This window comes from Methylobacterium mesophilicum SR1.6/6, from assembly GCF_000364445.2.
GTDB lineage: Bacteria > Pseudomonadota > Alphaproteobacteria > Rhizobiales > Beijerinckiaceae > Methylobacterium > Methylobacterium mesophilicum_A.
In genome coordinates, this window is the sequence record NZ_CP043538.1 from 334,587 (window position 1) to 356,131 (window position 21,545).

The window sequence follows — 21,545 nt, forward strand, 5'->3', positions numbered from 1 at the left end:
TCTGCTCGGGCAGACGATGGCGCTTCGTTGCGCATCGCTGCCTCTTGTTGCTGCAACGCACATATAAGCGCGCTGCGCCGCAGCAGGAGGCGAAAGGTCAAGCATCAGGTCTGCATCTATCGCATAACGAGATTAAGAACTCGGCAACCTTCCCGGATGGTCATACTTTAGGCGCATGAAACGCCGGGCGGAGGAGGCCGACCGGAAACACCGAGGGCGCCCCGCCTGACCGCGGAGCGCCCGGGTTCGAATGCCGGATTCCGGCCATCGGGATCGACGGGCCGTGACTCAGTAGAACGGGCGCGGCCCGTAGAAGCCGTAGGGGCGGTAGAAGGGCCGGGGCCGGGCATAGCCGTAGCCGCCGTAATAGGCCGGCCGGCGCCAGTAGCCGTAGGGGCGGGGCCCCCAGTTCGGGCGGCAGATGCCCCAGGGATTGGGATGGAACCCGGGGCCGCAGCCGCCCGCCGCCTGGGCGGAGCCTGCAAGCCCCAGACCGCCGGCGATCGCGGCGGCCATAACGAGCGCCTTCGCGCGCGGCGCGCTCAGAATCGTCATGACTGGATCTCCTCACTGCGTCCGGCGGATCGGCAGCCGGTCTCGGGAGATTCGCCGCCGCCGCCTGAACCGACGCTGAGCCAGAGGTTGTGCCCGATACAGGCTCGCGGCGGCGAGCGGGCAACGTCGCGGGTGCAGCAAAGGTTGCGACCCTGCCCCAGGCAGACCCGCGCAAAACCCGCGCAGGTTCCGGGGCGGGCGGCAGCCTGAGTGCAGCCTCAGTGCAGCGAAGGCGTGCGCAGGAACCGCTCCCGGTCCCCGGAGACCAGGGCGAGCTTCACGCCGCGCCCCTCGCGGCGGACGGTGAGCGGGACGCGCACCCCCGCCTCGCCCAGCGCCCAGACGCTGCGGAACAGGGCGGCGAGATCCGCCACGGGCTCGCCCGCCACCGCCTCGATCACGTCGCCGGCCTGCAGGCCGCCGGCCTCGGCCGGACCGCCGTCGGCCAGACCCATCACCACGATGCCCTCCTCGCTCTCGGTGGCGTAGAGGCCCAGCCAGGGCCGGGGCGGCCGGTTCGCCCGGCCGCGCGTGGCGAGGTCGTCGAGGATCGGCGGGAGCAGATCGATGGGCACCACCATGTTGATCGGGCGGGCGCTGCCGGAGCCGCCCTGCTGCAATTGCAGGGAGCCGATGCCGAGCAGTTCGCCCTTGGGGCCGATCAGCGCGGTGCCGCCCCAGTGCGGGTGGGCCGGCGCGGTGAACAGGGCCTCGTCCAGCACGTATTCCCAGTAGCCGGCGAATTCCTGCCGGGCCACGACCTCGACGGCGACGCAGCGCTGGCGCCCGCCCGCCCCGGCCAGCACGGCCCGGTCGCCGGCCTTCAGCCCGGCCGAGCGGCCGAGGGGCAGGGCCGGCACGCCGAGATCGCCCAGCGCCTGGACGAGGCCGAATCCGGTGGCGGCGTCGAACCCCACCACGTGGCCCGGCACCGAGCGGCCGTCCCGGGTGGTCAGCCAGACGCTCTCGGCCTCGGTGACGAGGTAGCCGATGGTGAGGACGAGGCCGTCCTCGCGGATCACCACGCCGTTGCCGGCCCGCTCGGTGCCCAGCGTCTCGGCCGTGAAGGCGCTCTCCGGCACCCGCGCCGACAGGGCGAGCACCGCCGAGAGCGCCCGGTCGAGGTCGTAGCCGTAATCCGCGGGCCTGGGCTGGGCCTGCGCGGGGATCTTCCACTCGCCCTGCGTCGCCATGATCGTCCTTCGGCTCGTCCGGCCGCGCGCCGTCCGGTGCCGCGCGCGTGCATTCGGCTCACCATAGGATGTTCGGGCCGCCGGCAACACCCGCGGGACCGTCGCGGCCGCGGCGCACCCGCCGCACGCACGAAAACACCGCCCGGCGCGGTGCCGGGCGGTGCGCCGTCCCGGAGGACGGCCTGTCGGAGGTCCGGGATTCCCCGCCGGTCGGCGGGGAACCGGGGTCTCAGTACTTGCGGACCAGCGGAGCGGGCGCCGGGGCGACCACCGGGGTCGGCGAGTAGAGCGGCACCACGATGCGGCCCCACAGCTCGGTGGACGCGGTGCGCGGCACGGCCGTGACCACGTCGCGGGCGGCGTAGAACTGCGCGGTGAACTTGCCGAAGTCGTAGCCGATCAGGCCGCCGACCGCGAACCGGCCGCGGTTGCCGGCCGCGAGGCTCGCCGCGCTGATGTCGAAGTTGTACGTGCCGTAGCCGATGGCACCGATCTCGAAGTTGCCGAACTTCTTGGTCGCCGTGAGGTCGAGGTTCAGCGAGTCGGAGATGATGAACGGGCCGCGGGTGTTGCCGAAGCCGACCGTGTTGAAGCCCGGGAACTTCGCCGGCGAGTCGTAGATGTTGGCCGTCAGGTTGGCGGTCAGGTTCCAGCCGTTGCCGGTGTAGCTGCCGGCGATGCCGAAGCGGTAGGTGTTCGAGGCGAGCTGCGGCAGCAGCGGCGGGCCGCCGAGGGCGACGCCATTCCGGCCGACCAGGACGCCGCGGTCGCCGTCCAGCTCGTTCAGGTAGACACCGCCGAGCAGGCTGACGCCGAAGTTGCTGCCGAGGTCGAAGGCCCAGATGCCGCCGACGAAGGTGCCGACGTTGACCGACACGTCGCGGATGCTGGCGTTGCCGCGGTTCTTGCCGAAGGCGAACACGGTCGGCGGGGCGAGGGCCAGCTCGAAGCGGCCACCGGCCAGGACGAGCGGGGTCGACCAGACGAGGACCGGGATGTTGACGCCGACGTCCACCGGCACCGACGGCGCGGTCTGGCGGTAGAGGAACGTGTTGATCGCGTAGACGCCCTCAGGCAGCGGAGCGCCGACGGCGAGGCCGACCTGCTCGCCCGGTACGGTGGTGGTCTGTGCCTGAGCGATGGTCGAGGCCATGCCAACCGTAAGCGCGACCGTACCGGCCGCGAGCCAGTTCTTCATCATTTTCTCATTCCTTCCCAAGGTCCCAAGGCATCCGTCCCGCATTCGGCACGTCCCTGCCGGTCTGCTCGCCTGTCGCGGCTGCCGGCTTCGGATGTGCCGAGCGCCCCCACGGAGCCTGCCCGTCTCAACGTCTGCGACTATTCTACAGAGACCTCCGGAAAGACAGTGGAATGCTCGCCGAAAGGCCAAAACCGGCTCAACCGTTGCGCAAAAGCCGCATTTTTGCGGCGATGCAACACTATCCCCAGGCAGGAGATCGAGGGTCGTTTCGGCAAAATATCGCTGAACGGTCAAGCTGTTGCCGCCCGCGATCGCGGGAGGATCCGGCAAGTCGGGCTTGGCGATCGCGTAGGCCACCGGCGCCGGCCCGCGGCCCCGGATCGGGCCGGCACCGGCCCGATCCGGGGCCGATCTGGGATACATTCCTCGTCCGGCAGCTCGAATCACCGCCCGCGGCAAGGGTCCGCCGGCCGGCACCCGGCAAATTCTGCCGGGTGCCGGCCGACTCGGATTCGACGCGCGGCGCTACCCGGCGGCGCTGCGGCGGGCCGGGTGCGGGGTGACCTGCCTGTCGACCGTCCTGTCGACCTGCCGGTCGGCCTGCGGAGCGGGGCGCCGCTCCAGCACCTCGCGCAGGAACCGGCCGGTATGGCTCGCGGTCGCGCGGGCGATCTGCTCCGGCGTGCCCTGCGCCACGACCTTCCCGCCGCCGTCGCCGCCCTCGGGGCCCATGTCGATCACCCAGTCGGCGGTCTTGATCACTTCGAGGTTGTGCTCAATCACCACCACGGTGTTGCCCTGGTCGACCAGCTCGTGGAGCACCTCCATGAGCTTGGCGACGTCGTGGAAGTGCAGGCCGGTGGTCGGCTCGTCGAGGATGTAGAGGGTGCGGCCGGTGGCGCGCTTCGACAGCTCCTTCGAGAGCTTCACGCGCTGCGCCTCGCCCCCCGACAGGGTGGTGGCCTGCTGGCCGACATGGACGTAGTGCAGGCCGACCCGCTTCAGGGTCTCGAGCTTGTCGCGGATCGCCGGCACCGCCTTGAACAGCTCGGCCGCCTCCTCGACGGTGGAATCGAGCACGTCGGCGATGGACTTGCCCCGGTACTTCACCTCCAGGGTCTCGCGGTCGTAGCGCTTGCCCTTGCAGACGTCGCAGGTGACGTAGACGTCGGGCAGGAAGTGCATCTCGATCTTGATGACGCCGTCGCCCGAGCAGGCCTCGCAGCGCCCGCCCTTCACGTTGAACGAGAAGCGCCCCGGCTGGTAGCCGCGGGCCTTGGCCTCGGGGAGGCCCGCGAACCAGTCGCGGATCGGCGTGAAGGCGCCGATATAGGTGGCGGGGTTCGAGCGCGGCGTGCGCCCGATCGGCGACTGGTCGATGTCGATGACCTTGTCGAGATGCTCCAGCCCCTCCAGCCGGCCGTAGGGGGCCGGGTGCTCCAGGGCGCCGTTCAGTTTTTTGGCCACCGCCTTGTAGAGCGTGTCGATCACCAGGGTGGACTTGCCGCCGCCCGAGACGCCGGTGATGCAGGTGAAGGTGCCGAGCGGAATCTCGACGTCGACGTCCTTGAGGTTGTTGCCCCGTGCGCCGAACAGCCCGAGCCTGCCCTTCCGGCCCTTGCGACGCGCGGTCGGGGTTCGGACTGACATTTCGCCAGTCAGATACTTGGCGGTGAGCGAAGCGGGATTGGCTAGCACCTCCGCGGGGGTGCCCTGCGCGATGATCTCGCCGCCGTGGATGCCGGCGCCCGGGCCGACATCGACCACGTAATCGGCCTGCAGGATCGCGTCCTCGTCGTGCTCGACCACGATCACCGAGTTGCCGAGGTCGCGCAGGCGCTTGAGCGTGCCGAGCAGCCGCTCGTTGTCGCGCTGGTGCAGGCCGATCGAGGGCTCGTCCAGCACGTAGAGCACGCCGGTCAGCCCCGAGCCGATCTGCGAGGCCAGCCGGATGCGCTGACTCTCGCCGCCCGAGAGTGAGCCGGAGCCGCGGGCGAGCGTCAGGTATTCGAGGCCGACATCCACCAGGAAGGTCAGCCGGTCGCGGATTTCTTTCAGGATTCGGACCGCGATCTCGTTCTGCTTCGCCGTGAGCTTGTCCGGCAGCTCCGAGAACCAGCGGTGGGCCTCGGAGACCGAGAGGGCGGTCACGTCGGCGATGTCCGCCATGGCGACCTTCACGGCGAGCGCCTCCGGCTTCAGCCGCTTGCCGCCGCAGGCGGCGCAGGGCGTCTCGCTCATGAAGCGCCCGATCTCCTCGCGCACCGCGTCGGAATCGCTCTCCTTGTAGCGGCGCTCCAGGTTCGGGATCACGCCCTCGAAGGGCTTGTTGACCGTGTACTTGCGCAAGCCGTCGTCGTAGGCGAAGCGGACCGCCTGCTTGCCCGAGCCGTACAGCACGATGGCACGGGCCGTCTCCGACAGGCTCTGCCAGGGGACGCCGGTCTTGAAGCCGAAATGCTCGGCCAGCGCGTCGAGGGTCTGGCCGTAATAGGGCGAGGTCGACTTCGCCCAGGGTCCGACCGCGCCGCGCTTCAGGCTGAGGCCCGGGTCGGAGATCACCAGCTCGGGGTCGATCCGCATCTCGTGCCCGATGCCGCCGCAGGTCGGGCAGGCTCCGAACGGGTTGTTGAACGAGAACAGCCGCGGCTCGATCTCCGCGATGGTGAAGCCCGAGACCGGACAGGCGAAGCGGGACGAGAAGGTGATGGTCCGGGGCTCTTCCCCCTCGGGGGCGTCGGCGAACACGACCTCCGCGATGCCGTCGGCGAGTTCCAGCGCGGTCTCGAAGGAATCCGCCAGCCGCGCGCCGATATCGGCGCGGACCACGATCCGGTCGACCACCACGTCGATGTCGTGCTTGAACTTCTTGTCGAGCTTGGGCACGTCGTCGATGGCGTAGTATTCGCCGTTCACGCGCAGGCGCTGGAAGCCCTTCTTCTGATATTCGGCGATCTCCTTGCGGTACTCGCCTTTCCGCCCGCGGACCACGGGCGCCAGCAGGTAGAGCCGGGTCTTCTCGGGCAGCTCCAGCACCCGGTCGACCATCTGCTGGACGGTCTGGCTCTCGATCGGCAGGCCGGTGGCGGGCGAGTAGGGGATGCCGACCCGCGCCCAGAGCAGGCGCATGTAGTCGTAGATCTCGGTGACCGTCCCGACGGTGGAGCGGGGGTTCTTCGAGGTGGTCTTCTGCTCGATGGAGATCGCCGGCGACAGCCCGTCGATCTGGTCGACGTCGGGCTTCGACATCATCTCCAGGAACTGGCGGGCATAGGCCGAGAGCGACTCGACGTAGCGGCGCTGCCCCTCGGCGTAGATCGTGTCGAAGGCGAGCGACGACTTGCCCGAGCCCGAGAGCCCGGTGAAGACCACGAGCCTGTCCCGGGGGATGGTCAGGTCGACGTTCTTGAGATTGTGCTCCCGGGCGCCGCGGATCGCGATGACCCGCCGGTCCTCTGGCGCTGCCGGGGCGGCGTCGAACAGGGCGGCCAGCTTGGCGTCGACGGCCGCCTCGGTCCGGGCCGCGGACGCTTCGCCCTTCGGGCCGGCCGACTTGGGCCGGGCTGCCTTGGTCGAGCCTGCCTTCGTCGAGGCCGCCTTCGTCGGGGCTTCCTTGGCGGGCATCTTGGGAGCGGCTTGGGCGGCGCCGGCGCGGCTTGCGACACGACTTCCAGCTTGGGCTTTGGCCATGAGGGCGGCGGTCTTTCGAGGCGTCGACGCGGTCAGAGTCGGATTCGCGCGCGGGCCAGCCGCCGCTCCCGCTCATGTCGAGCCCACGAGGCCCACGGCAAGATGCGGCCGGCGGGACGCAGGCCCGTCATGCGCCGCCCTTGCTAGAACGAAACGCGTACGGCGGCAACCGCTCCGTGGATGCGCAACCGTCTTGGCGAGCGCGGCGAAGCCATCCAGAGGGCGCCACGCTCCGCGATGTCGCGCCGCCCTGGGTCGCTTCGCTGCGCGCGCGATGACGTCGGCCCATCTCCGGTGCCGCATCGCGGGCGCTGAGATCCCACGTCGCCAGATCCCAACCCTCGGATTCTCATCCTCGACAGGTGCCGATGCCCGCGCTTCCTGATCGTCACCCCTCCGCGTTGCGGGCCATGAAGCTGGCCGGCGTCCCGTCCTCCGGGTTCACGAAGACGATGTCGGTGGGCGCCCGGCGGGGCGTGTCGATCGACAGGAACACCACCGGCGTCCCGGGCTCGATCTCCGGCATGGCGTGGACCGTGCCCTTCTCGAAGAACAGGAGCTGGCCCGGGCCGAACGCCGTCACGGCGGCGGGGTCGCCCATCCAGAACGTGCCCCGGCCCGAGAGGCAGTAGAGGTACTCGTCGCAGGTGGCGTGGTAGTGCGGCGGGGTCGGGCGGTAGACCCGGAACACCCGGGCGCTCGCCGCCTCCCGGTCGGTCAGGTAGGTGTCGACCAGGAGGGTCGTTGCGCTGTCGGGCAGGGACGCCGCCAGCGCCGCCACGTCGAAGATGCCGGTTCCCGCCGTCTCCGCCATCGCGTCCTCCCTAACTGGAAAAACCTTCGAGCACGATCTTGCCCCTGGCGCGCCCGCTCTCGATGAGCGCGTGGGCGCGCCGCAGGTTCGCGGCGTCGATCCGCCCGTAATGCTCACCCAGGGTGGTGCGCAGGCGCCCCGCGTCAACGAGGCGAGACAGTTCGTCGAGGAGGGCCCCCTGGGCGGCGATGTCGGCGGTGGCGAACATCGAGCGCGTGAACATGAACTCCCAGTGCAGCGACAGGCTCTTGCGCTTGAGGAGCCCGACATCGAGCTGATCGGGATCGTCGATCAGGGCGAGCCGGCCCTGCGGGGCGATCAGCGCGACGATCGCGGCCAAGTGGGCGTCGGTGCCGGTGGTGGAGAAGACGAGGCCCGGCGCCCCGAGGCCGAGCGCCGCCACCGCGTCCGCCAGCGGTTTGGAATGGTCGACCACGTGGTGGGCGCCGAGGTCCCGGCACCAGTGCGCCGTCTCGGGCCGCGACGCGGTGGCGATCACAGTCAGGTCCGTCAACTGCCGGGCGAGCTGGATCGCCACCGAGCCGACGCCGCCGGCCCCGCCGACGATCAGGATCGCTGGGGCGGCGCCCGGCACCGGCCGTCCCGTGTCGAGCCGGTCGAACAGGGTCTCCCAGGCGGTGATCGCGGTGAGCGGCAGGGCGGCGGCCTGCGCCCAGTCGAGGCTTCTGGGTTTGTGCCCGACGATGCGGGCGTCGACGCAATGGTATTCCGCGTTCGTCCCCGGCCGGGTCAGGTCGCCCGCGTAGAACACCGCGTCGCCCGCCGCGAAGCCCTGGACCTCCGCGCCCGCCGCGACGACGGTGCCGGCCGCGTCCCAGCCCAGCACCTTGACGCCGCCATCCTCCGGCTGCGCCCGCCGCCGGACCTTGGTGTCGACCGGGTTCACCGAGACCGCCTCGACCTTCACCAGCAGGTCGTGCGGGCCGGGCTCGGGCTGCGGCAGGTCGAGAGCGACCAGGGCTTCGGGATCGGTGATCGGCAGGGACGTGCGGTAGCCGACGGCGCGCATCGTGGTCTCCTCGGGCTGTCGCCGCGGGAGATGCCGCCCGCCTTCACGAACCGCAAGTACGCACATAAAACGCCCCTGGTGCCGGAAATGATACCGTCGGAGACAGCCCATGCCCCGCACCCGCCATCACGTCGGCGCCTGCAGCCCCGGCTGCGCCGTCGAGGCGACCCTCCGGTTCATCGACGGCAAGTGGAAGGGCGTGATCCTCTACCACCTGCTGGAGGGGACCCTGCGGTTCAACGAGATCCGGCGGCGGCTGACGAGCGTGACGCAGCGCATGCTCACGAACCAGCTGCGCGAAATGGAGGCGGACGGCCTGATCACCCGGACGGTCTACGCCCAAGTCCCGCCCAAGGTGGAGTACAGCCTGACCGAGCGCGGGCGCTCCCTTGAGCCGGTCATCCGCGCCCTGAAGACCTGGGGCGATGTGCACGCCGATCAGGCAACGACCGTCCAGAACGCTGCTTGATTGAGCAGATCATGCCGCACCGGTTGAGGAATCCATAACTGGATCTTTAAGACTTGGCGGGATGCTGAAACATCTCCTGCCGGACCATTCCAGATCTTCCGATGCCGCTCCTCGCCTCGCTCCGCGCCCGCATCCTGGCGGTGGCGCTCGCCCCGTGCCTCGCCTTCGCGGGGGCGGCGGGCCTCGTGGCGTCGGACCAATGGGCGCGCCGCGCCGAGATGGACCGGGTGGAGGGCCTCGTCGGCCTCGCCTCGCGGGTCAGCGCCTTCGTGCACGAGGCCCAGCGCGAGCGGGGCGCCTCCAGCCTGTTCCTGGGCGCGAAGGGCGCGCAGTTCGGGCCGGAACTGGCGGCCCAGCGCGGGCGCACCGACGCGGCGCTCGCCGGGCTGCCCCAGGCCGTGGCGGCCGCCACGGGCTTCGGCCCGGATTTCGCGGCGCGCGGGACGGGCTTCGCGCGGGCCCTGGCCGGGCTCGCGGACCAGCGCCGGGCGATCGACGCCCTCGTCCCGGGCGCGCCGCAGGCGGCCGTCTTCTACACCGGGCTGATCGGCGAAGGGCTGGGGCTCGTGCGGGCGATGGGCGGGGTGATCGACGAGGCCGGCCTCGCCGCGCGGGCGAACACCTACGCGGCGTTCCTGTCGCTCAAGGAGGCCGCCGGGCAGGAGCGGGCCGCCGCCTCGGCGGCCTTCGCCTCCGGCAGCCTGGACCTCGCGGCCGCCCGGCGGCTCGCCACGCTGGCGGCCGACCAGGCGACCTACGCGGGCCTGTTCCGGGCCGGGGCCGAGCCGGCGCAGGCGGCCCTGCTCGACGCCGCGGAGGCTGCCGAGCCGGCCCGGGAGGTGGCGCGCCTGCGCGAATCCACCCAGGCGACGATGCCGGGGGCGGTCCTCGCCTTCCGCGACGCGCCGGCCTGGTTCCGCCTCGCCACGCAGCGGATCGACGCCCTGAAGGCGGTGGAGGACCGGCTCACCGCCGATCTCGTGGCCGCCGCCGGCGCCGTGCGGGCCCGGACCGACCGGATGCTGGCCCTCTGGATCGTCGGCGGGCTCGCCCTGTTCGCGCTCTCGGCCGGCCTCGCGATCTGGCTCGGCACGGCGATCGCCCGGCCGCTGACCCGGATGGCGCGGGTGCTGACCGCGATCGGCCGCAACGACGGGACGGAGGATCCGGCGATCCCGTCGGGCGGCCCCCGCGAGGTCCGGGCGATCGCCGCCGCCGCGGTGGCCTTCCGCGACAGCGTCGCTGAGCGCCGGGTGGCCCGGCTCGCGCAGGAGCGGCTCGCCGCCGAGGCCAGCGCCGCCCAGCGGAATGCCGCCCTGGGCCTCGCCGACAGCTTCGAGCGCCAGGTCGGCGGCATCGTCGCGGCGGTCTCGGCGGCCGCCGCCCGGCTGGAGGCCTCCGCGCACGGCATGGCCCGGGCCGCCCAGGACACGACCGACCTGAGCCGCGCGGTGGCCGGGTCGGCGGATTCGGCCGCGCGCTCGGCCGACACGGTGGCGGCGGCCACCGAGGAACTCACCGCCTCGGTGCGGGAGATCGGCGTGCAGGTCGGAGCCTCGGCCGACCTCGCGGCCGGCGCGACCCGGGACGCGGACGGGATGGCCGGGGAGGTGCGCCGCCTCGCCCAGGCGGCGGGCAGCATCGGGGAGATCGTCGCGATGATCTCGCAGATCGCCGGGCAGACCAACCTGCTGGCGCTCAACGCCACGATCGAGGCGGCGCGCGCCGGCGAGGCCGGCCGGGGCTTCGCCGTGGTGGCCGCCGAGGTCAAGCACCTCGCCGAGCAGACGGCCCGGGCCACCGAGGAGATCGCCGCCAAGGTCGCGGAGATCACCGGATCGACGGAGGCCTCGGTCCGCGCCATCGGCGGCATCACCGAGGTGATCCGCACTCTCGCCCGGATCGGCGCCGAGATCGCCGCCATGGTCGAGCAGCAGGGCGCGGCCACCGCCGAGATCGCCCGGACCACCGCGCAGACCTCGCAGGACACGCGCGGCGTGTCGGGCCACATGGCGGGGGTCGGCCAAGCGGCCGGCACGGCGAGCCAGGGCTCCGCCCAGGTGCTGCAGGCGGCGGGCGACCTGTCCCGGCAGGCGGGCGACCTGCGCGGCGCGGTGGAGCACTTCCTGGCCCAGGTCCGCGCCGCCTGAGGACGGGGATCCCAAAGGGCAAGCCCTTTGGCGGGGTGTCGGGGCGGCGCCCCGACGTCGGGCTGCGCCCGAGCGCGGGCTCCGCCCCGACACCCGCGAAAGGTCTCGACCTTTCGAAACCGGGACTCGCGTCGCGCTACGCCAGTCCCAGCCCGAGGAGCCGGTCGGCGTTGCGCCAGAGGGCGGCGTCCAGGGCCTCCTCGGACAGGCCGAGGCCGCGGAAGTCGGCGACGCCCTGGCCCATGGGGCGGAACGGGAACGAGGAGCCGAACAGGAACTGGTCCCTCATGAAGCCGTTCGCCGCCTCCACGTAAAGGCCGCCGCCGGGCGCGAAGGTGTACATGTCGGGCGAGACGAAGACGTTGGCGTTGCGGAACGCCACCGTCACCATGGCGGCCACGTTCGGGTAGAACCCGTGGCAGCAGACGATCGGCAGCTTCGGGAAGGCCTTGGCGACCCGGTCCACCGCGAGCGGGTCGTTGAGGCGCAGGTCCGGCGTGGTCGGCCCCGACATCACGAAGGCCGGGACCTTGAGGTCCTCGCACAGCTCGTAGAGCGGCATCAGGCGGTCGTCGTCGGCCGCCATGGCCTCGCGGTAGAAGCCGGCATCGAGGTTGATCCCCTTGAAGCCGAGCTCGGTCACGGCGCGCCGGGCCTCGGCCAGGGCGGCCTTGCGGCCGAGCTTCACCGGGTCGACCGAGGCGATGCCGATCAGGCGCTTCGGGTCGTGCCGGGCGGCCTCCGCCAGGGCGTCGTTCGAGACCCGCACCCCCGGGACCGAGCGGGCGACCATGACGGCGACGTCGATGCCGGCCCCGTCCATCTCGGCGCAAAAGCCCGCGATCGTCGCGCCGCGGGTGAAGTGCTCCACCTCCCGGCTGCCGACCCGGGCGTTCAGCCAGCGCGCGACGCCGAATTCCGGCGTGTCCGGCTCGGCGCCGAAGAACCGGTGCAGGAAGGTCGGCCGGCTGCGCATGTCCACGACGGGCATTGTTTTGTGACTCCCCAGTGTGATCGGCGGATCGGTCGGGTTTCCAAAGGGCTTGAGCCCTTTGGCGGGTCGTCAGGGGGGAGCCCTGACGGGTCAGGTTCCGGATCGCCTCAGTGCGAGACGGCCTCCAGCACCCGGCCGCGGGTCTCGACGCCGAGGGTCAGCACCAGCAGGGCGGCGATCAGGAAGCCGCCCGCGCCGACCTGGAACGCCGTGGCCGGGCCGTGATCGCGCACCAGCACGGGCACGATCATCGGCCCCAGGATGGCGCCGATCCGCCCGAAGGCCGAGGCGAAGCCGGCGCCGGTGGCCCGGGCCCGGGTCGGGTACAGTTCCGGCGTGTAGGCGTAGAGGCAGCTCCACATGCCGAACATGAAGAACTGCATGACGAACCCCGACACGAACAAGGCCGTCTCGCCGGCGGCGTTGCCGTACAGGTAGGCGGCCGCCGCCGCGCAGACGAGGAACAGCGCGGTGGTCGGCTTCCGGCCGGCCCGCTCGAGGAGCAGGGCCGCCGTCGCGAAGCCCGGGATGCCGCCGAGCGTGATCAGGGTCACGAAGCCCACCGAGCCGACGATCGAGAAGCCGCGCTCCTTGAGCAGCACGGCGATCCAGGAATTGAGCCCGAAGAAGCCGATCAGCGCGAAGAACCACAGGCCGAAGGCCATCACGGTGCGCCACCGGTATTCGGGGGCGAACAGGGTCGCGACGGGGCCGCGCCGCGGCCCGGGGGCCGCCGCCGCCGCCACGGCCGGCGCCACCGGGGGCAGGGGACGGCCGGTCGCCTTCTCCACGGCGCGCTCCATCGCGGCCATCACCGACTCCGCCTCCGCGGTCCGTCCGACCTCGGCGAGCCAGCGGGGCGATTCCGGCATGGACCGGCGCACCGCCAGCACCACCAGCGACAGCAGGCCGACCACCACGAAGGCCCAGCGCCAGCCGAGATAGGGCAGCACGAAGAAGCTGATCGCCCCCGACAGGACGTAGCCCACCGCCCAGAACCCCTCCATGATGGCGATGTACTTGCCCCGCACGGAGGCCGGGACGATCTCCGAGACCATCGCCTGCGCCACCGGGGCCTCGCCGCCGACCCCGACCCCGATCAGGAAGCGGCAGGCCATCAGCACGGGCAGGCTCCAGGACGCCGCCGCCGCGAGGCTCGCCAGGCCCCAGACCACCATGGTCACCTGGAACACCGCCTTGCGGCCGAACCGGTCCGAGGCGGTGCCGGCCAGGATGTTGCCCACGAGCTGGCCCGCGAAGGTCATGGCGGCGAGCTGGCCGGCCTCGGTGGGGCTCAGGCCGAATGCCACCACGATCGAGCCGAGCAGGAAGGTCAGGAGCGCCACGTCGATCTGGTCGACGAGCCACGCCGAGGCGATGACCGCGAAGATCCTGCGCTGGTAGCCCGACATGGGCAGCCGCTCCAGGCGGGCGGCGATGTCGGGGATTGCCGGCCGCGCGCCGTCGGGGCGCGTCGCGATCGGGGTTTCGGCGGCTGGCAAGGCTGACTCCCGTCCTCCGCGGCCCGGACGGTTCCGGCGCGGTCCGGCGGCTCCGGTACATCACCGCCGGCCGCGGGAACAGGGCGGCGGGACCGGACGGCTCAGTCGGGGATGGCGAAGCCGATCGACAGGGACAGGGCCGCGACGGCGGTCAGGGCCACGGCGGCCTGACGGACCTGGTGCCAGCGGGCGCAATAAGCCCGCTCCTCGGCCGTGGCGCTCAGGCCGAGCTCGTCGTCGAACCCGCGCACGAAGGCGTCGAAGCTCGGGAAGGCCCGCCGCGCGAGCCACAGCCACACGCCCACGGCGGTCAGGCCGAGCGCCCAGCCCCCGTAGGTAAAGGTATCGTCCAGCATCAGGCGCACGCTTTCGGCCGACGCCCCCCTCGTCACACATTCTACGGCAGATTGCATGAACCGCCTAGGCCGGATCGGTGCCGGAATGCCGGTTCCGGGAGTCCGGACATGCCTGCGAAGACGGATTTGCGACGCCGTGTCTGCGAAGACATGATTTCGAGCCTGTCCGGTCCGGTGCGTCAGGGCCTCTCCGGGATCCGGCCGAGCGCGTAGAGCGTGATGGCGGCCGCGTTCGAGACGTTGAGGCTGCGGATCGCGCCCGAGAACGGGATCCGGGCGAGCACGTCGCAGCAGCCCCGGGTGCGCTCGCGCAGGCCCTTGCCCTCCGCCCCCAGGACGATCACCAGCGGCCGGGCGACCGTCAGCGCGTCGAGGCTCTCGGGCGCGTCGGAATCGAGCCCGACCCGGGTGAAGCCCCGCTCCCCCAAGGCGATCAGCGCCTCGGCGAGGTTCCGGACGGTCACGAACGGCACGTGCTCCAGGCCGCCGGAGGCGGATTTCGCCAGGACGCCGGTGGCGCCCGGCGCGTGGCGGGCCGTGGTGACGATCCCGGCGACGCCGAAGGCCGCGGCGGTGCGCACGATCGCCCCGACATTGTGCGGATCGGTGATCTGGTCCAGCGCCAGCAGGAGCGCGTCGGCGGGCAGGTCGTCGAGGCCGGGGGCGGGCAGGGGTTCGGCTTCGAGGTACAGGCCCTGGTGGACCGCGTCCGGGCCGAGCAGACGGCCGATCTCGCTCGGCCGCACCAGCTCGGGCGCGATCCGCAGGGCTCCGCCGAACTCGGCCTCCAGCCGGGCGGCCGCGTTCTCGGTGGCGAGGAGCCGGTGCAGGCCGCGCGCGCCGTTGCCCAGGGCCTGCACCACCGGGTGCCAGCCGTAGAGCACGACGGCCCCCTCGGCGGCGGGCTCCCGAGGGAGCCCGGCGGGGGCGGGGCGGTGGCCGGGCCGGAAGCCCGGGCGGCGGAAACCCGGCGGGCGGGCTTTCGGCGGACCGGATCCCGGCGGGCGTCCGTCGTTGCGGCGGTCCGTCATCGGAGCGCGTCCGGATAGCGGGGCATCGGTGCGGCCTTCTCAGAGGGTTCCGGCGGAGTCGGTCCGAGAAACCGGGCGGCATGGCCCGCGTCAAGCCGGCGCCGCGGGGGCCGCGGCGTCGCGGCCTCAAGGCGGCACAGCACCGGCCGGGGATGGCGGTTGGGCGCCGGGCCGGAGCGATGTGGACAAGGATGGTTCATTCCCTTCATTCCCTGTTCAAGACCGATCGAAGAACCCGGTGTTCGTCAGAAAGAACGGGATCCACGACACTAGGAAGATTATCAAGAAGAGACTCTCAGAGAGTCAGTTCGGCAGGTTATATGCGGTACCGGATCCTCCTGATCTGCCAGAGACTTGAGGCATCATCCCGTATCCCACTCTGCGTGGCTGCGCATCGAACTCTGCGTGGGCGTGCATGCGATTCTGCGCCGGTTCGGCGGAGCGCCGTATCGGAGTCTGCGCGGCCGCGTATCGGATTCGGCGCGGATTCGCGCCCGGGCCGGTGGATAACGGGGACGGAATGCGGGCCGGGACCGTATCGGACTCTGCGTCGGGCGGGCGCGGCGGTCCGGCCCGTATGCAGGTCTGCGCGCCGCCCCCGGCAGCACGGCCCGGCGGGCACGGCCTCTGAACGACGCCTGCGCGGCCCCTGCGTGATCCCTGCGCCGCCCCTGAGAAGCGGGGATTGCCGGGACAAGCCGGCTCCGGGCCGGGATTCCCACGGGCGAATCGTGGCATGGCAGGGTCGGGCGCGCCTCCCCCGGCCGGCGGAGACGCGCCCCTGCGACGCGGGCCGAGGGCGATGGGCATCGAGGAGAAGATCGCCGGGATCCACGATCCGGACCTGCGGGCCGAGGTCGAGGCGGCGCGCGGCGGCTTCCTGTTCGCCCAGATCGTCGAGCACGTCCTGCACCGCCAGCGCGAGCGGGACGCGCAGGCGGCGGTCCTGGGCGAGGAGGAGGTCCGCCGCGCCGGGCTCTCCCGCGACCAGCGCCGCCGCGACGCGGTCCGGCTGGTGATCGAGAGCGAGCCGGCGCTGCCGTCGAGCCTGCAGCACATCCACTCGGTGCTGGCGCTGTGCGGCCTGCCCTACCGCGATCCCGGCCCGGTGCGCGAGTTCTCCCGCACCTACGGGCGCAACTCGCTCAACCTCATCGCCGGCCGGATCAAGGACCCCGCGACCGGCGCCTTCACGCCCCAGGGCCTGCCCTACGGGCCGAAGGCCCGGCTGGTCCTGCTCCACCTCTGCACCGAGGCGGTGCGCCAGCGCAGCCCCACCGTGAAGGTCGCCGAGACCCTGTCGGGCTTCATGCGCGAGATGGGCTTCGCGGTCACGGGCGGCGAGCGCGGCACCATCCGCCAGTTCAAGGAGCAGCTGAACCGGCTCGCCGCCTGCTCCATGCAGATCGGCCTGTGGGACGGGCGCGACAGCGCCACCACCCTCAACGTCCCGCCGTTCCGCAGCCTCGAACTGTGGCGCCCCCGGGCCGGGGAGGGCGACGACGAGGCCGGGCGCACCGTGCGCTTCGATCCGGACTTCTACGAGACCCTGATCCGCCACGCCCTGCCGGTGGACGTCCGGGCGGCCCGGGCCTTCTCGGGCTCGGCGCGCAAGCTCGACCTGCTGTTCTGGACCGGCTACCGGCTGCGGTCGCTCCAGCGCCCGCTGCGCCTGACCTGGGCCAACCTGCACGCGCAGTTCGGGGCCGAGAACGCATCGATCCGCAGCTTCCGGCAGGCGTTCAAGGCGGATCTGGCGCATCTGCGCGAGGTCTTTCCGCGGCTGCCCCTGGTGCTCGACGACGGCGGCCTGACCCTGCACCCGGCCGATCCGGGGACGCTGCTGGTGCCGCCGCGCCCGGCCGCTAAGGGAACGCGGGCCCGCCGCTAGGGAACATGGAATATTCCAGGGCCTGAGGGAAGATGCCGCCGGCATCTTCCCTCAGGCCCTGAAAGCGGCTACCCATTCCCTTTGTACGGAGGGAATATCGCGTGGGCCTGTCGGAAGCCGAGATCGAGGCGCGCCTCGCCCTCCTGCGGGGGCGGCGCGAGGCCCTCGACCGGGAGATCGCCGATCTCGTGCTCTACCTCGAACTCGGGCGCCGTCTCGCCGGCACCGGGACCGATGCCGGCGAGACGGAGACGCGCCCGGAGACGCGCCCGGAGACTCGCCTGAAGATCGCCCCGGGCGCGTCCCGCGATCCGCGACCACGGGGTCCGGACGGGCCGCCTGCCGGGTGGGGCGACCCACCGCCCGACGTCGTCTCGTCGCCGCGCCGGGTCCCCGCGGCCCCGGCCCGGCCGCGGGCCGAGCTCCGCTCCGCGCCGCAAGTCGAGGACGCTGCCGAAGACGCTGCAGAAGACACTGCAGAAGTCGCTGCAGAAAGACCTCGCGACGGGTCTGCCGAAGGGACCGGAAGGGCCGAAGGATCCGGGGCGCTGGGCGCGATCCCGCCGGCCATTCCCTTCGCGGAGGACGCGGCCGGCGCCCGCCGCTACGGCCGCGCCCTGGTGGGGGCCGCCTGCGCGGCGCTCGCGGAGGCGGGCCGGCCCCTGCACGCGGCCGAGATCCTGGCGGTGCTCGCCGGCCGGGGCTTCACCGTGCCGGGCCGGGATCCCGTGGCCGCCCTCAACACCCGCCTGTGGAAGCGGGCCGGCCCCGACGGGCCCCTGCGCCGCGTCGGCGAGGCGACCTACGCGCTCGCGCCGCCGGCCTGAGCGGACCCGTCACGAAAGCGTGACGGCGCCCGGGCCCGCGCCTCCTCCATTTCGGGGTCGTCGCGGGCCGCGAAACCTGCATCCTGACGGCGGCGCGGTCCCGGGCGAACGAGGGCGCGGCGGCAGAGGGCATGACGGCATGGGGCGCGACGGGACGAGGCGCGACGGGATGGTCGAGACGGGTGCGGACCGGGCGGGTTCCGGTGACCGGATCCCGGCGCGGGCCCGATGACGGCCGTCCTCGCCGCGCCGGCGGCCCAGGCCCTGGCCTTCGTGCTGGGCTGCGCGGTGATCCACGCCGCGCGGGCGCATGCGGAGATGGTCACGCGCCTGCTCGCCGCGACCGCCGTCGCGGCGGCCGTGCTGGTCCTGCTCGTGGCCTCCCTCGACTCCGCGCCGGGCGCGGACGAGATCTTCGACGAGGTCTCGGTCTACGCGGCGTCCTGAGGGGAGGGGCGCGGCCGGCTCAATTGATCAGGCAGAAGCCCGCCCCGGTTCCGACCCGGCGCTCCTGCGCGCACCAGGGCCGCGGCCCGCCGGAGGGCCCCTTCAGGGCGGCGACGGTCCGGGCCGCGGCGGGATCGGAACCGCGCAGGGCGGGGCCGGCGACCTCCGCGCGCTCCCCGTCCGGGCCGCGCACCCCGACGGCGCCGCTGGGCACGGTGGTGGGTGCGGTGCTGGACGTCTGCTCCGGCTCGTTCACCGGGACCGGCTGCGCGCGGTCGGGCGGATTCAAGGGCGCCAGTCCGGGCCCGTCCTGCGCGATGGCAGTTCCGCACAGGATCAGGCAGGCGGCCGGAAGCGCGAGGACCTTGAGCATCGGGGAAGCTCCGTGTCGAGAACGATTCCGCCGACCGATCGCTCGGACCGGCCGTCTCCTCCAGTGTGACAGCCGGCCGTTAAGGGCGCACAAACATTCAGGATTAATATTTTCCGAAGATAGCCGATAATCGGATGATGATGTGATGAGATTTAAATCTATCTCACCATCCGGATCTCGACGCGCATCTCCGGAAGGATTCCGGTTCAGCCGGGGCAGGCCATCCGGGCCGCGTCGCGCGCGGCCGGCCCGGTGCCGGCGGGCTCACGACTTCGGTGCGACGGCCAATCGTCCCACGCCGACAGCGCTGGAGCGCTCTCCGCCGCGGTGGATTCCGGTTCGGTGCGGGACACGATAGACCCGCCGGGTCGGTGTTCTGCTCAAGTCCATCCTGCCCCCTCATCCCGAGGTGCGGCGCAGCCGCCTCGAAGGAGGGCTCCGGGGATCGCGCGGCTGGCTGGAGGCCGCCTTCGAGGCCTGCGCTCCGGCACCTCAGGATGAGGGGACGCGTTGGACCGCCGACCCGGGGCGTCCCGGCCTTCGGCACCGTGTGCGACGCGACCGGGCACGGCTCGGAGCCGCCGGCGTGTGCCGGCGCGGGCCGGCATAAGCTGGCGGGGGCTGGCGGGGACGGCGCCCGCGGGTTTCCGCGTCCGGGCCCCGTCCCCGCCGCGGCGGCCCTACCGCTCCGGCGCCGCCACCGCGGCGGCGAGGCGGTCGTGGGGCACGCCGGACCCGCCGACCACCGCGACCCGGGTCCCGGCGGCGCTGCGCCGGCTCGCCCAGTCGCCGATCATCTCCAGGCAGGTGTGGTCGATGGCCGCGAGGTTGTCGGTGGCGAGGCGGACCTCGCCGCCCGTGGGGGTGCGCTCCAGCGCCGCCGTGAGGCTCGGCAGCTGCAGGAACGTCGCCGCCCCGGACAGGCGCAGCTCCGGCACGCCGGGCACCTCGCGGGCCGCGGCGTGCTCGATCCGCAGCCGGCCCTTGCGCAGGCTCGGCAGGGCCTGGAGGAGGCTGAGCGCCAGGCCGGTCAGCACGCCGGTGAGCAGGTCCACCGCCACGACGGTCGCCATCGTGGCGAGCCAGATCGCAGCCGTGAGCCAGCCGTAGCGGGCCCCCAGGTGCAGGGCGTGGGCGGGGCTCGCCAGCCGCCAGCCGGTGACCACCAGGATGCCGGCGAGGCTCGCGGTCGGCACCAGGGCCAGCAGCCAGGGGAGGGCGACCAGGAAGGCCAGGATCCAGGTCCCGTGCATCACCGTGGCGGCCCGGCTCACCGCGCCGGCCTGGACGTTGGCCGAGGAGCGCACGATCACCCCGGTCATCGGCAGGGCGCCGAGGAGCCCGCAGATCAGGTTGCCGACGCCCTGCGCGCCGAGCTCCCGGTCGAAGCGGGTGCGCGGGCCGTCGTGCATGCGGTCGACCGCCGCCGCCGAGAGCAGGCTCTCGGCGCTGGCGATCACCGCGATGACGAGGGCCATGATCAGGATCTCGGCCTCGGCGAGCCGCGCCCAGGCCGCCGCGTCCGGCAGGGCGAGGCCGGAGAGGATCGCCTCCGGCACCACCACGCGCTTGACCGCGAAGTCCCCGAGCCCGGCGACCAGGCTGCCCGCCAGGACGCCGACCAGCGCCCCGGGCAGGAGCCGCAGCCGGGCCGGGCGCAGGCGCTCCCAGGCGATCATGGCGGCGATGGTGAGCCCGCCCACCACGACGGCGCCGGTGCGGTCGCCGGCGCCGCTGACGAAGTTGAAGAACGCCGCCGGGATCGCCACGAGGTTGTCGAGGCCGCTCGCCCGGGGGAGGGCGTCGGTGAGGACGTGGATCTGGGCGAGCACGATCAGGATGCCGATGCCGGCGAGCATCCCGTGCACCACGGCCGGCGAGATCGCCCGGAACCAGCCGCCGACCCGCAGGGCGCCCGCGGCGAGCTGGAGGAGGCCCGCCGCCACCAGGACGGGGCCGAGCGCGTCGAGCCCGTGCGCCTGCACGAAGCCGTACACGATCACCGCGAGGCCCGCCGCCGGTCCGCTGACCTGGAGCGGCGAGCCCGCGATGAGCCCGACGACGATGCCGCCGACGATGCCGGTGATCAGCCCGCGCTCGGGCGGCACGCCGGACGCGATGGCGATGCCCATGCACAGGGGCAGCGCCACGAGGAAGACCACCACGGAGGCGGGCAGGTCCCGGGCGAGGCGCGCGCGGACGGCTCCCCCCGGTGCGAGGGCGGCTGTCAGGCCGGAGGGGATGCGCATGGTCAGGCGGCCTGCAGGCGGCCAGCGGCGGCGGCGTCCTGCGCCACCGGGATGTCGGCCTCGCCGATCGGCCGGAAGCGACCGCTCGCGCCGTCATAGGCCAGGAGGGCGCCGGTCTCGATCTCGAAGAACCAGCCGTGCAGGCGCAGGGAGCCCTTGGCGAGGGCGGCGGCGACGCTCGGATGGGTGCGCAGGTTGGCGAGCTGGACCACCACGTTCTCCAGCGCCAGGGCGTGGTGGCGGGCCTGCGCGTCCATCCCCTCGGGATAGGCCTCGCAGACGATCCGCTCGGCGGCCTCGGCGTGGCGCAGCCAGGCCGCGACGCTGGGCATCCGCTTGAGCAGGTCCCGGTTCATCAGCCCCTTCATGGCCCCGCAATCGGAATGGCCGCAGACCACGATGTCGCGCACGCCCAGCGCCACCACGGCGTACTCGATCGCCGAGGAGACGCCGCCGATCACGTCGGAGGCCGGGGGCACGATGTTGCCGGCGTTGCGGCAGACGAACAGGTCGCCCGGCCCCGCCCGGGTGATGTGCTCGGGGGCGACGCGGGAATCCGCGCAGGCGATGATCAGCGCGCTCGGGTGCTGACCGTCGCGCACCAGCTGCTGGTACATCTGCCGCTGGCCGGGGAAGACGCTGCCCTGGAAGCTGGCGATGCCCTGGATGATGCTGTCCATGAAGGGTCCCTGGTGCTGGACGGAGTGGGGAGATCGGCCTGCGCCGCGGCGCGCCGCCGGCCCGTTCGCGGGGGCCGGCGGTGTCTCGGACGG

General features: G+C 72.7%; 18 protein-coding genes. 5 read left to right on the forward strand and 13 right to left on the reverse strand.

Annotated elements, in window-relative coordinates; genetic code table 11:
- Window positions 1-288 precede the first annotated feature (288 nt).
- From MMSR116_RS01615 to MMSR116_RS01640, 6 genes are all read right to left on the reverse strand, one after another.
- Entirely contained in the window at window positions 289-555 is a 267-nt protein-coding gene (locus tag MMSR116_RS01615; protein ID WP_010687381.1) for a GCG_CRPN prefix-to-repeats domain-containing protein, read from the reverse strand.
- Window positions 556-773: 218 nt separating this feature from the next.
- Window positions 774-1,748 carry a S1C family serine protease gene (locus MMSR116_RS01620; protein WP_010687380.1) on the reverse strand — a complete coding sequence of 325 codons (975 nt, stop codon included), beginning with the start codon at window positions 1,746-1,748 and terminating at the stop codon, window positions 774-776.
- Window positions 1,749-1,977: 229 nt separating this feature from the next.
- Window positions 1,978-2,949 carry a transporter gene (locus MMSR116_RS01625; RefSeq protein ID WP_010687379.1) on the reverse strand — a complete coding sequence of 324 codons (972 nt, stop codon included), beginning with the start codon at window positions 2,947-2,949 and terminating at the stop codon, window positions 1,978-1,980.
- 525 nt (window positions 2,950-3,474) lie between these two features.
- On the reverse strand, window positions 3,475-6,639 hold the full coding sequence (uvrA, locus tag MMSR116_RS01630; protein ID WP_010687378.1) for an excinuclease ABC subunit UvrA: 3,165 nt from the start codon (window positions 6,637-6,639) through the stop codon (window positions 3,475-3,477).
- A 388-nt stretch (window positions 6,640-7,027) separates the two neighbouring features.
- Entirely contained in the window at window positions 7,028-7,453 is a 426-nt protein-coding gene (locus tag MMSR116_RS01635; RefSeq protein ID WP_010687377.1) for a cupin domain-containing protein, read from the reverse strand.
- Between the two features lie 10 nt (window positions 7,454-7,463).
- The gene (locus MMSR116_RS01640; RefSeq protein WP_010687376.1) at window positions 7,464-8,483 is read right to left on the reverse strand and encodes a zinc-binding alcohol dehydrogenase family protein; all 1,020 of its coding nucleotides are present in this window, start codon (window positions 8,481-8,483) and stop codon (window positions 7,464-7,466) included.
- A gap of 109 nt (window positions 8,484-8,592) precedes the next feature.
- Between MMSR116_RS01640 and MMSR116_RS01645 the strand changes: the two genes are divergently transcribed.
- Both MMSR116_RS01645 and MMSR116_RS01650 read left to right on the forward strand, forming a co-directional pair.
- A complete protein-coding gene (locus MMSR116_RS01645) occupies window positions 8,593-8,952 on the forward strand; it encodes a winged helix-turn-helix transcriptional regulator (RefSeq protein ID WP_010687375.1) in 360 nt (119 codons plus the stop codon).
- A 101-nt stretch (window positions 8,953-9,053) separates the two neighbouring features.
- Window positions 9,054-11,102 carry a methyl-accepting chemotaxis protein gene (locus MMSR116_RS01650; RefSeq protein WP_010687374.1) on the forward strand — a complete coding sequence of 683 codons (2,049 nt, stop codon included), beginning with the start codon at window positions 9,054-9,056 and terminating at the stop codon, window positions 11,100-11,102.
- Window positions 11,103-11,238: 136 nt separating this feature from the next.
- On the opposite strand, the gene MMSR116_RS01655 is transcribed toward MMSR116_RS01650, so the two are convergent.
- The 4 genes from MMSR116_RS01655 to MMSR116_RS01670 all read right to left on the reverse strand — a co-directional run bounded on the left by MMSR116_RS01655 (window position 11,239) and on the right by MMSR116_RS01670 (window position 14,985).
- On the reverse strand, window positions 11,239-12,093 hold the full coding sequence (locus MMSR116_RS01655; RefSeq protein ID WP_010687373.1) for an amidohydrolase family protein: 855 nt from the start codon (window positions 12,091-12,093) through the stop codon (window positions 11,239-11,241).
- Window positions 12,094-12,203: 110 nt separating this feature from the next.
- Window positions 12,204-13,598 (reverse strand): MFS transporter, encoded by a 1,395-nt coding sequence (locus tag MMSR116_RS01660; protein WP_010687372.1) that lies wholly within the window; start codon window positions 13,596-13,598, stop codon window positions 12,204-12,206.
- Between the two features lie 101 nt (window positions 13,599-13,699).
- Entirely contained in the window at window positions 13,700-13,954 is a 255-nt protein-coding gene (locus tag MMSR116_RS01665) for a hypothetical protein (protein ID WP_039894885.1), read from the reverse strand.
- A gap of 179 nt (window positions 13,955-14,133) precedes the next feature.
- Window positions 14,134-14,985 (reverse strand): TrmH family RNA methyltransferase, encoded by an 852-nt coding sequence (locus MMSR116_RS01670; protein ID WP_010687370.1) that lies wholly within the window; start codon window positions 14,983-14,985, stop codon window positions 14,134-14,136.
- A gap of 802 nt (window positions 14,986-15,787) precedes the next feature.
- On the opposite strand from MMSR116_RS01670, the gene MMSR116_RS01675 reads away from it, so the two are divergent.
- The 3 genes from MMSR116_RS01675 (at window position 15,788) to MMSR116_RS01685 (ending at window position 18,150) form a co-directional block, all read left to right on the forward strand.
- The gene (locus MMSR116_RS01675) at window positions 15,788-16,876 is read left to right on the forward strand and encodes a replication protein RepA (protein ID WP_010687369.1); all 1,089 of its coding nucleotides are present in this window, start codon (window positions 15,788-15,790) and stop codon (window positions 16,874-16,876) included.
- Between the two features lie 101 nt (window positions 16,877-16,977).
- Window positions 16,978-17,703, forward strand: coding sequence for a hypothetical protein (locus tag MMSR116_RS01680; protein WP_010687368.1), 726 nt, complete (start codon window positions 16,978-16,980; stop codon window positions 17,701-17,703).
- A 228-nt stretch (window positions 17,704-17,931) separates the two neighbouring features.
- Window positions 17,932-18,150, forward strand: a complete 219-nt coding sequence (locus tag MMSR116_RS01685) for a hypothetical protein (RefSeq protein ID WP_010687367.1) — start codon at window positions 17,932-17,934, stop codon at window positions 18,148-18,150.
- Window positions 18,151-18,169: 19 nt separating this feature from the next.
- Here the strand turns inward: MMSR116_RS01685 and MMSR116_RS01690 are convergent, their stop codons facing one another.
- The 3 genes from MMSR116_RS01690 to MMSR116_RS01700 form a co-directional block, all read right to left on the reverse strand.
- Complete coding sequence (locus tag MMSR116_RS01690) at window positions 18,170-18,523, reverse strand: hypothetical protein (protein ID WP_010687366.1); 354 nt, start codon at window positions 18,521-18,523, stop codon at window positions 18,170-18,172.
- Window positions 18,524-19,203: 680 nt separating this feature from the next.
- Complete coding sequence (locus MMSR116_RS01695; RefSeq protein WP_010687365.1) at window positions 19,204-20,772, reverse strand: SulP family inorganic anion transporter; 1,569 nt, start codon at window positions 20,770-20,772, stop codon at window positions 19,204-19,206.
- A 2-nt stretch (window positions 20,773-20,774) separates the two neighbouring features.
- Window positions 20,775-21,452, reverse strand: coding sequence for a carbonic anhydrase (locus MMSR116_RS01700; protein ID WP_010687364.1), 678 nt, complete (start codon window positions 21,450-21,452; stop codon window positions 20,775-20,777).
- Between the last annotated feature and the right edge of the window lie 93 nt (window positions 21,453-21,545).

What these genes read in the sequence shown, in the direction of transcription:
- MMSR116_RS01695 (WP_010687365.1), bottom strand. Translation starts at nt 20,772, where the DNA reads ATGCGCATCCCCTCCGGCCTGACAGCCGCCCTCGCACCGGGGGGAGCC.
- MMSR116_RS01650 (WP_010687374.1), top strand. Translation starts at nt 9,054, where the DNA reads ATGCCGCTCCTCGCCTCGCTCCGCGCCCGCATCCTGGCGGTGGCGCTC.
- MMSR116_RS01670 (WP_010687370.1), bottom strand. Translation starts at nt 14,985, where the DNA reads ATGACGGACCGCCGCAACGACGGACGCCCGCCGGGATCCGGTCCGCCG.
- MMSR116_RS01620 (WP_010687380.1), bottom strand. Translation starts at nt 1,748, where the DNA reads ATGGCGACGCAGGGCGAGTGGAAGATCCCCGCGCAGGCCCAGCCCAGG.
- MMSR116_RS01635 (WP_010687377.1), bottom strand. Translation starts at nt 7,453, where the DNA reads ATGGCGGAGACGGCGGGAACCGGCATCTTCGACGTGGCGGCGCTGGCG.
- MMSR116_RS01615 (WP_010687381.1), bottom strand. Translation starts at nt 555, where the DNA reads ATGACGATTCTGAGCGCGCCGCGCGCGAAGGCGCTCGTTATGGCCGCC.
- MMSR116_RS01685 (WP_010687367.1), top strand. Translation starts at nt 17,932, where the DNA reads ATGACGGCCGTCCTCGCCGCGCCGGCGGCCCAGGCCCTGGCCTTCGTG.
- MMSR116_RS01645 (WP_010687375.1), top strand. Translation starts at nt 8,593, where the DNA reads ATGCCCCGCACCCGCCATCACGTCGGCGCCTGCAGCCCCGGCTGCGCC.
- MMSR116_RS01665 (WP_039894885.1), bottom strand. Translation starts at nt 13,954, where the DNA reads ATGCTGGACGATACCTTTACCTACGGGGGCTGGGCGCTCGGCCTGACC.
- MMSR116_RS01675 (WP_010687369.1), top strand. Translation starts at nt 15,788, where the DNA reads ATGGGCATCGAGGAGAAGATCGCCGGGATCCACGATCCGGACCTGCGG.
- MMSR116_RS01690 (WP_010687366.1), bottom strand. Translation starts at nt 18,523, where the DNA reads ATGCTCAAGGTCCTCGCGCTTCCGGCCGCCTGCCTGATCCTGTGCGGA.
- uvrA (WP_010687378.1), bottom strand. Translation starts at nt 6,639, where the DNA reads ATGGCCAAAGCCCAAGCTGGAAGTCGTGTCGCAAGCCGCGCCGGCGCC.
- MMSR116_RS01640 (WP_010687376.1), bottom strand. Translation starts at nt 8,483, where the DNA reads ATGCGCGCCGTCGGCTACCGCACGTCCCTGCCGATCACCGATCCCGAA.
- MMSR116_RS01625 (WP_010687379.1), bottom strand. Translation starts at nt 2,949, where the DNA reads ATGATGAAGAACTGGCTCGCGGCCGGTACGGTCGCGCTTACGGTTGGC.
- MMSR116_RS01700 (WP_010687364.1), bottom strand. Translation starts at nt 21,452, where the DNA reads ATGGACAGCATCATCCAGGGCATCGCCAGCTTCCAGGGCAGCGTCTTC.
- MMSR116_RS01655 (WP_010687373.1), bottom strand. Translation starts at nt 12,093, where the DNA reads ATGCCCGTCGTGGACATGCGCAGCCGGCCGACCTTCCTGCACCGGTTC.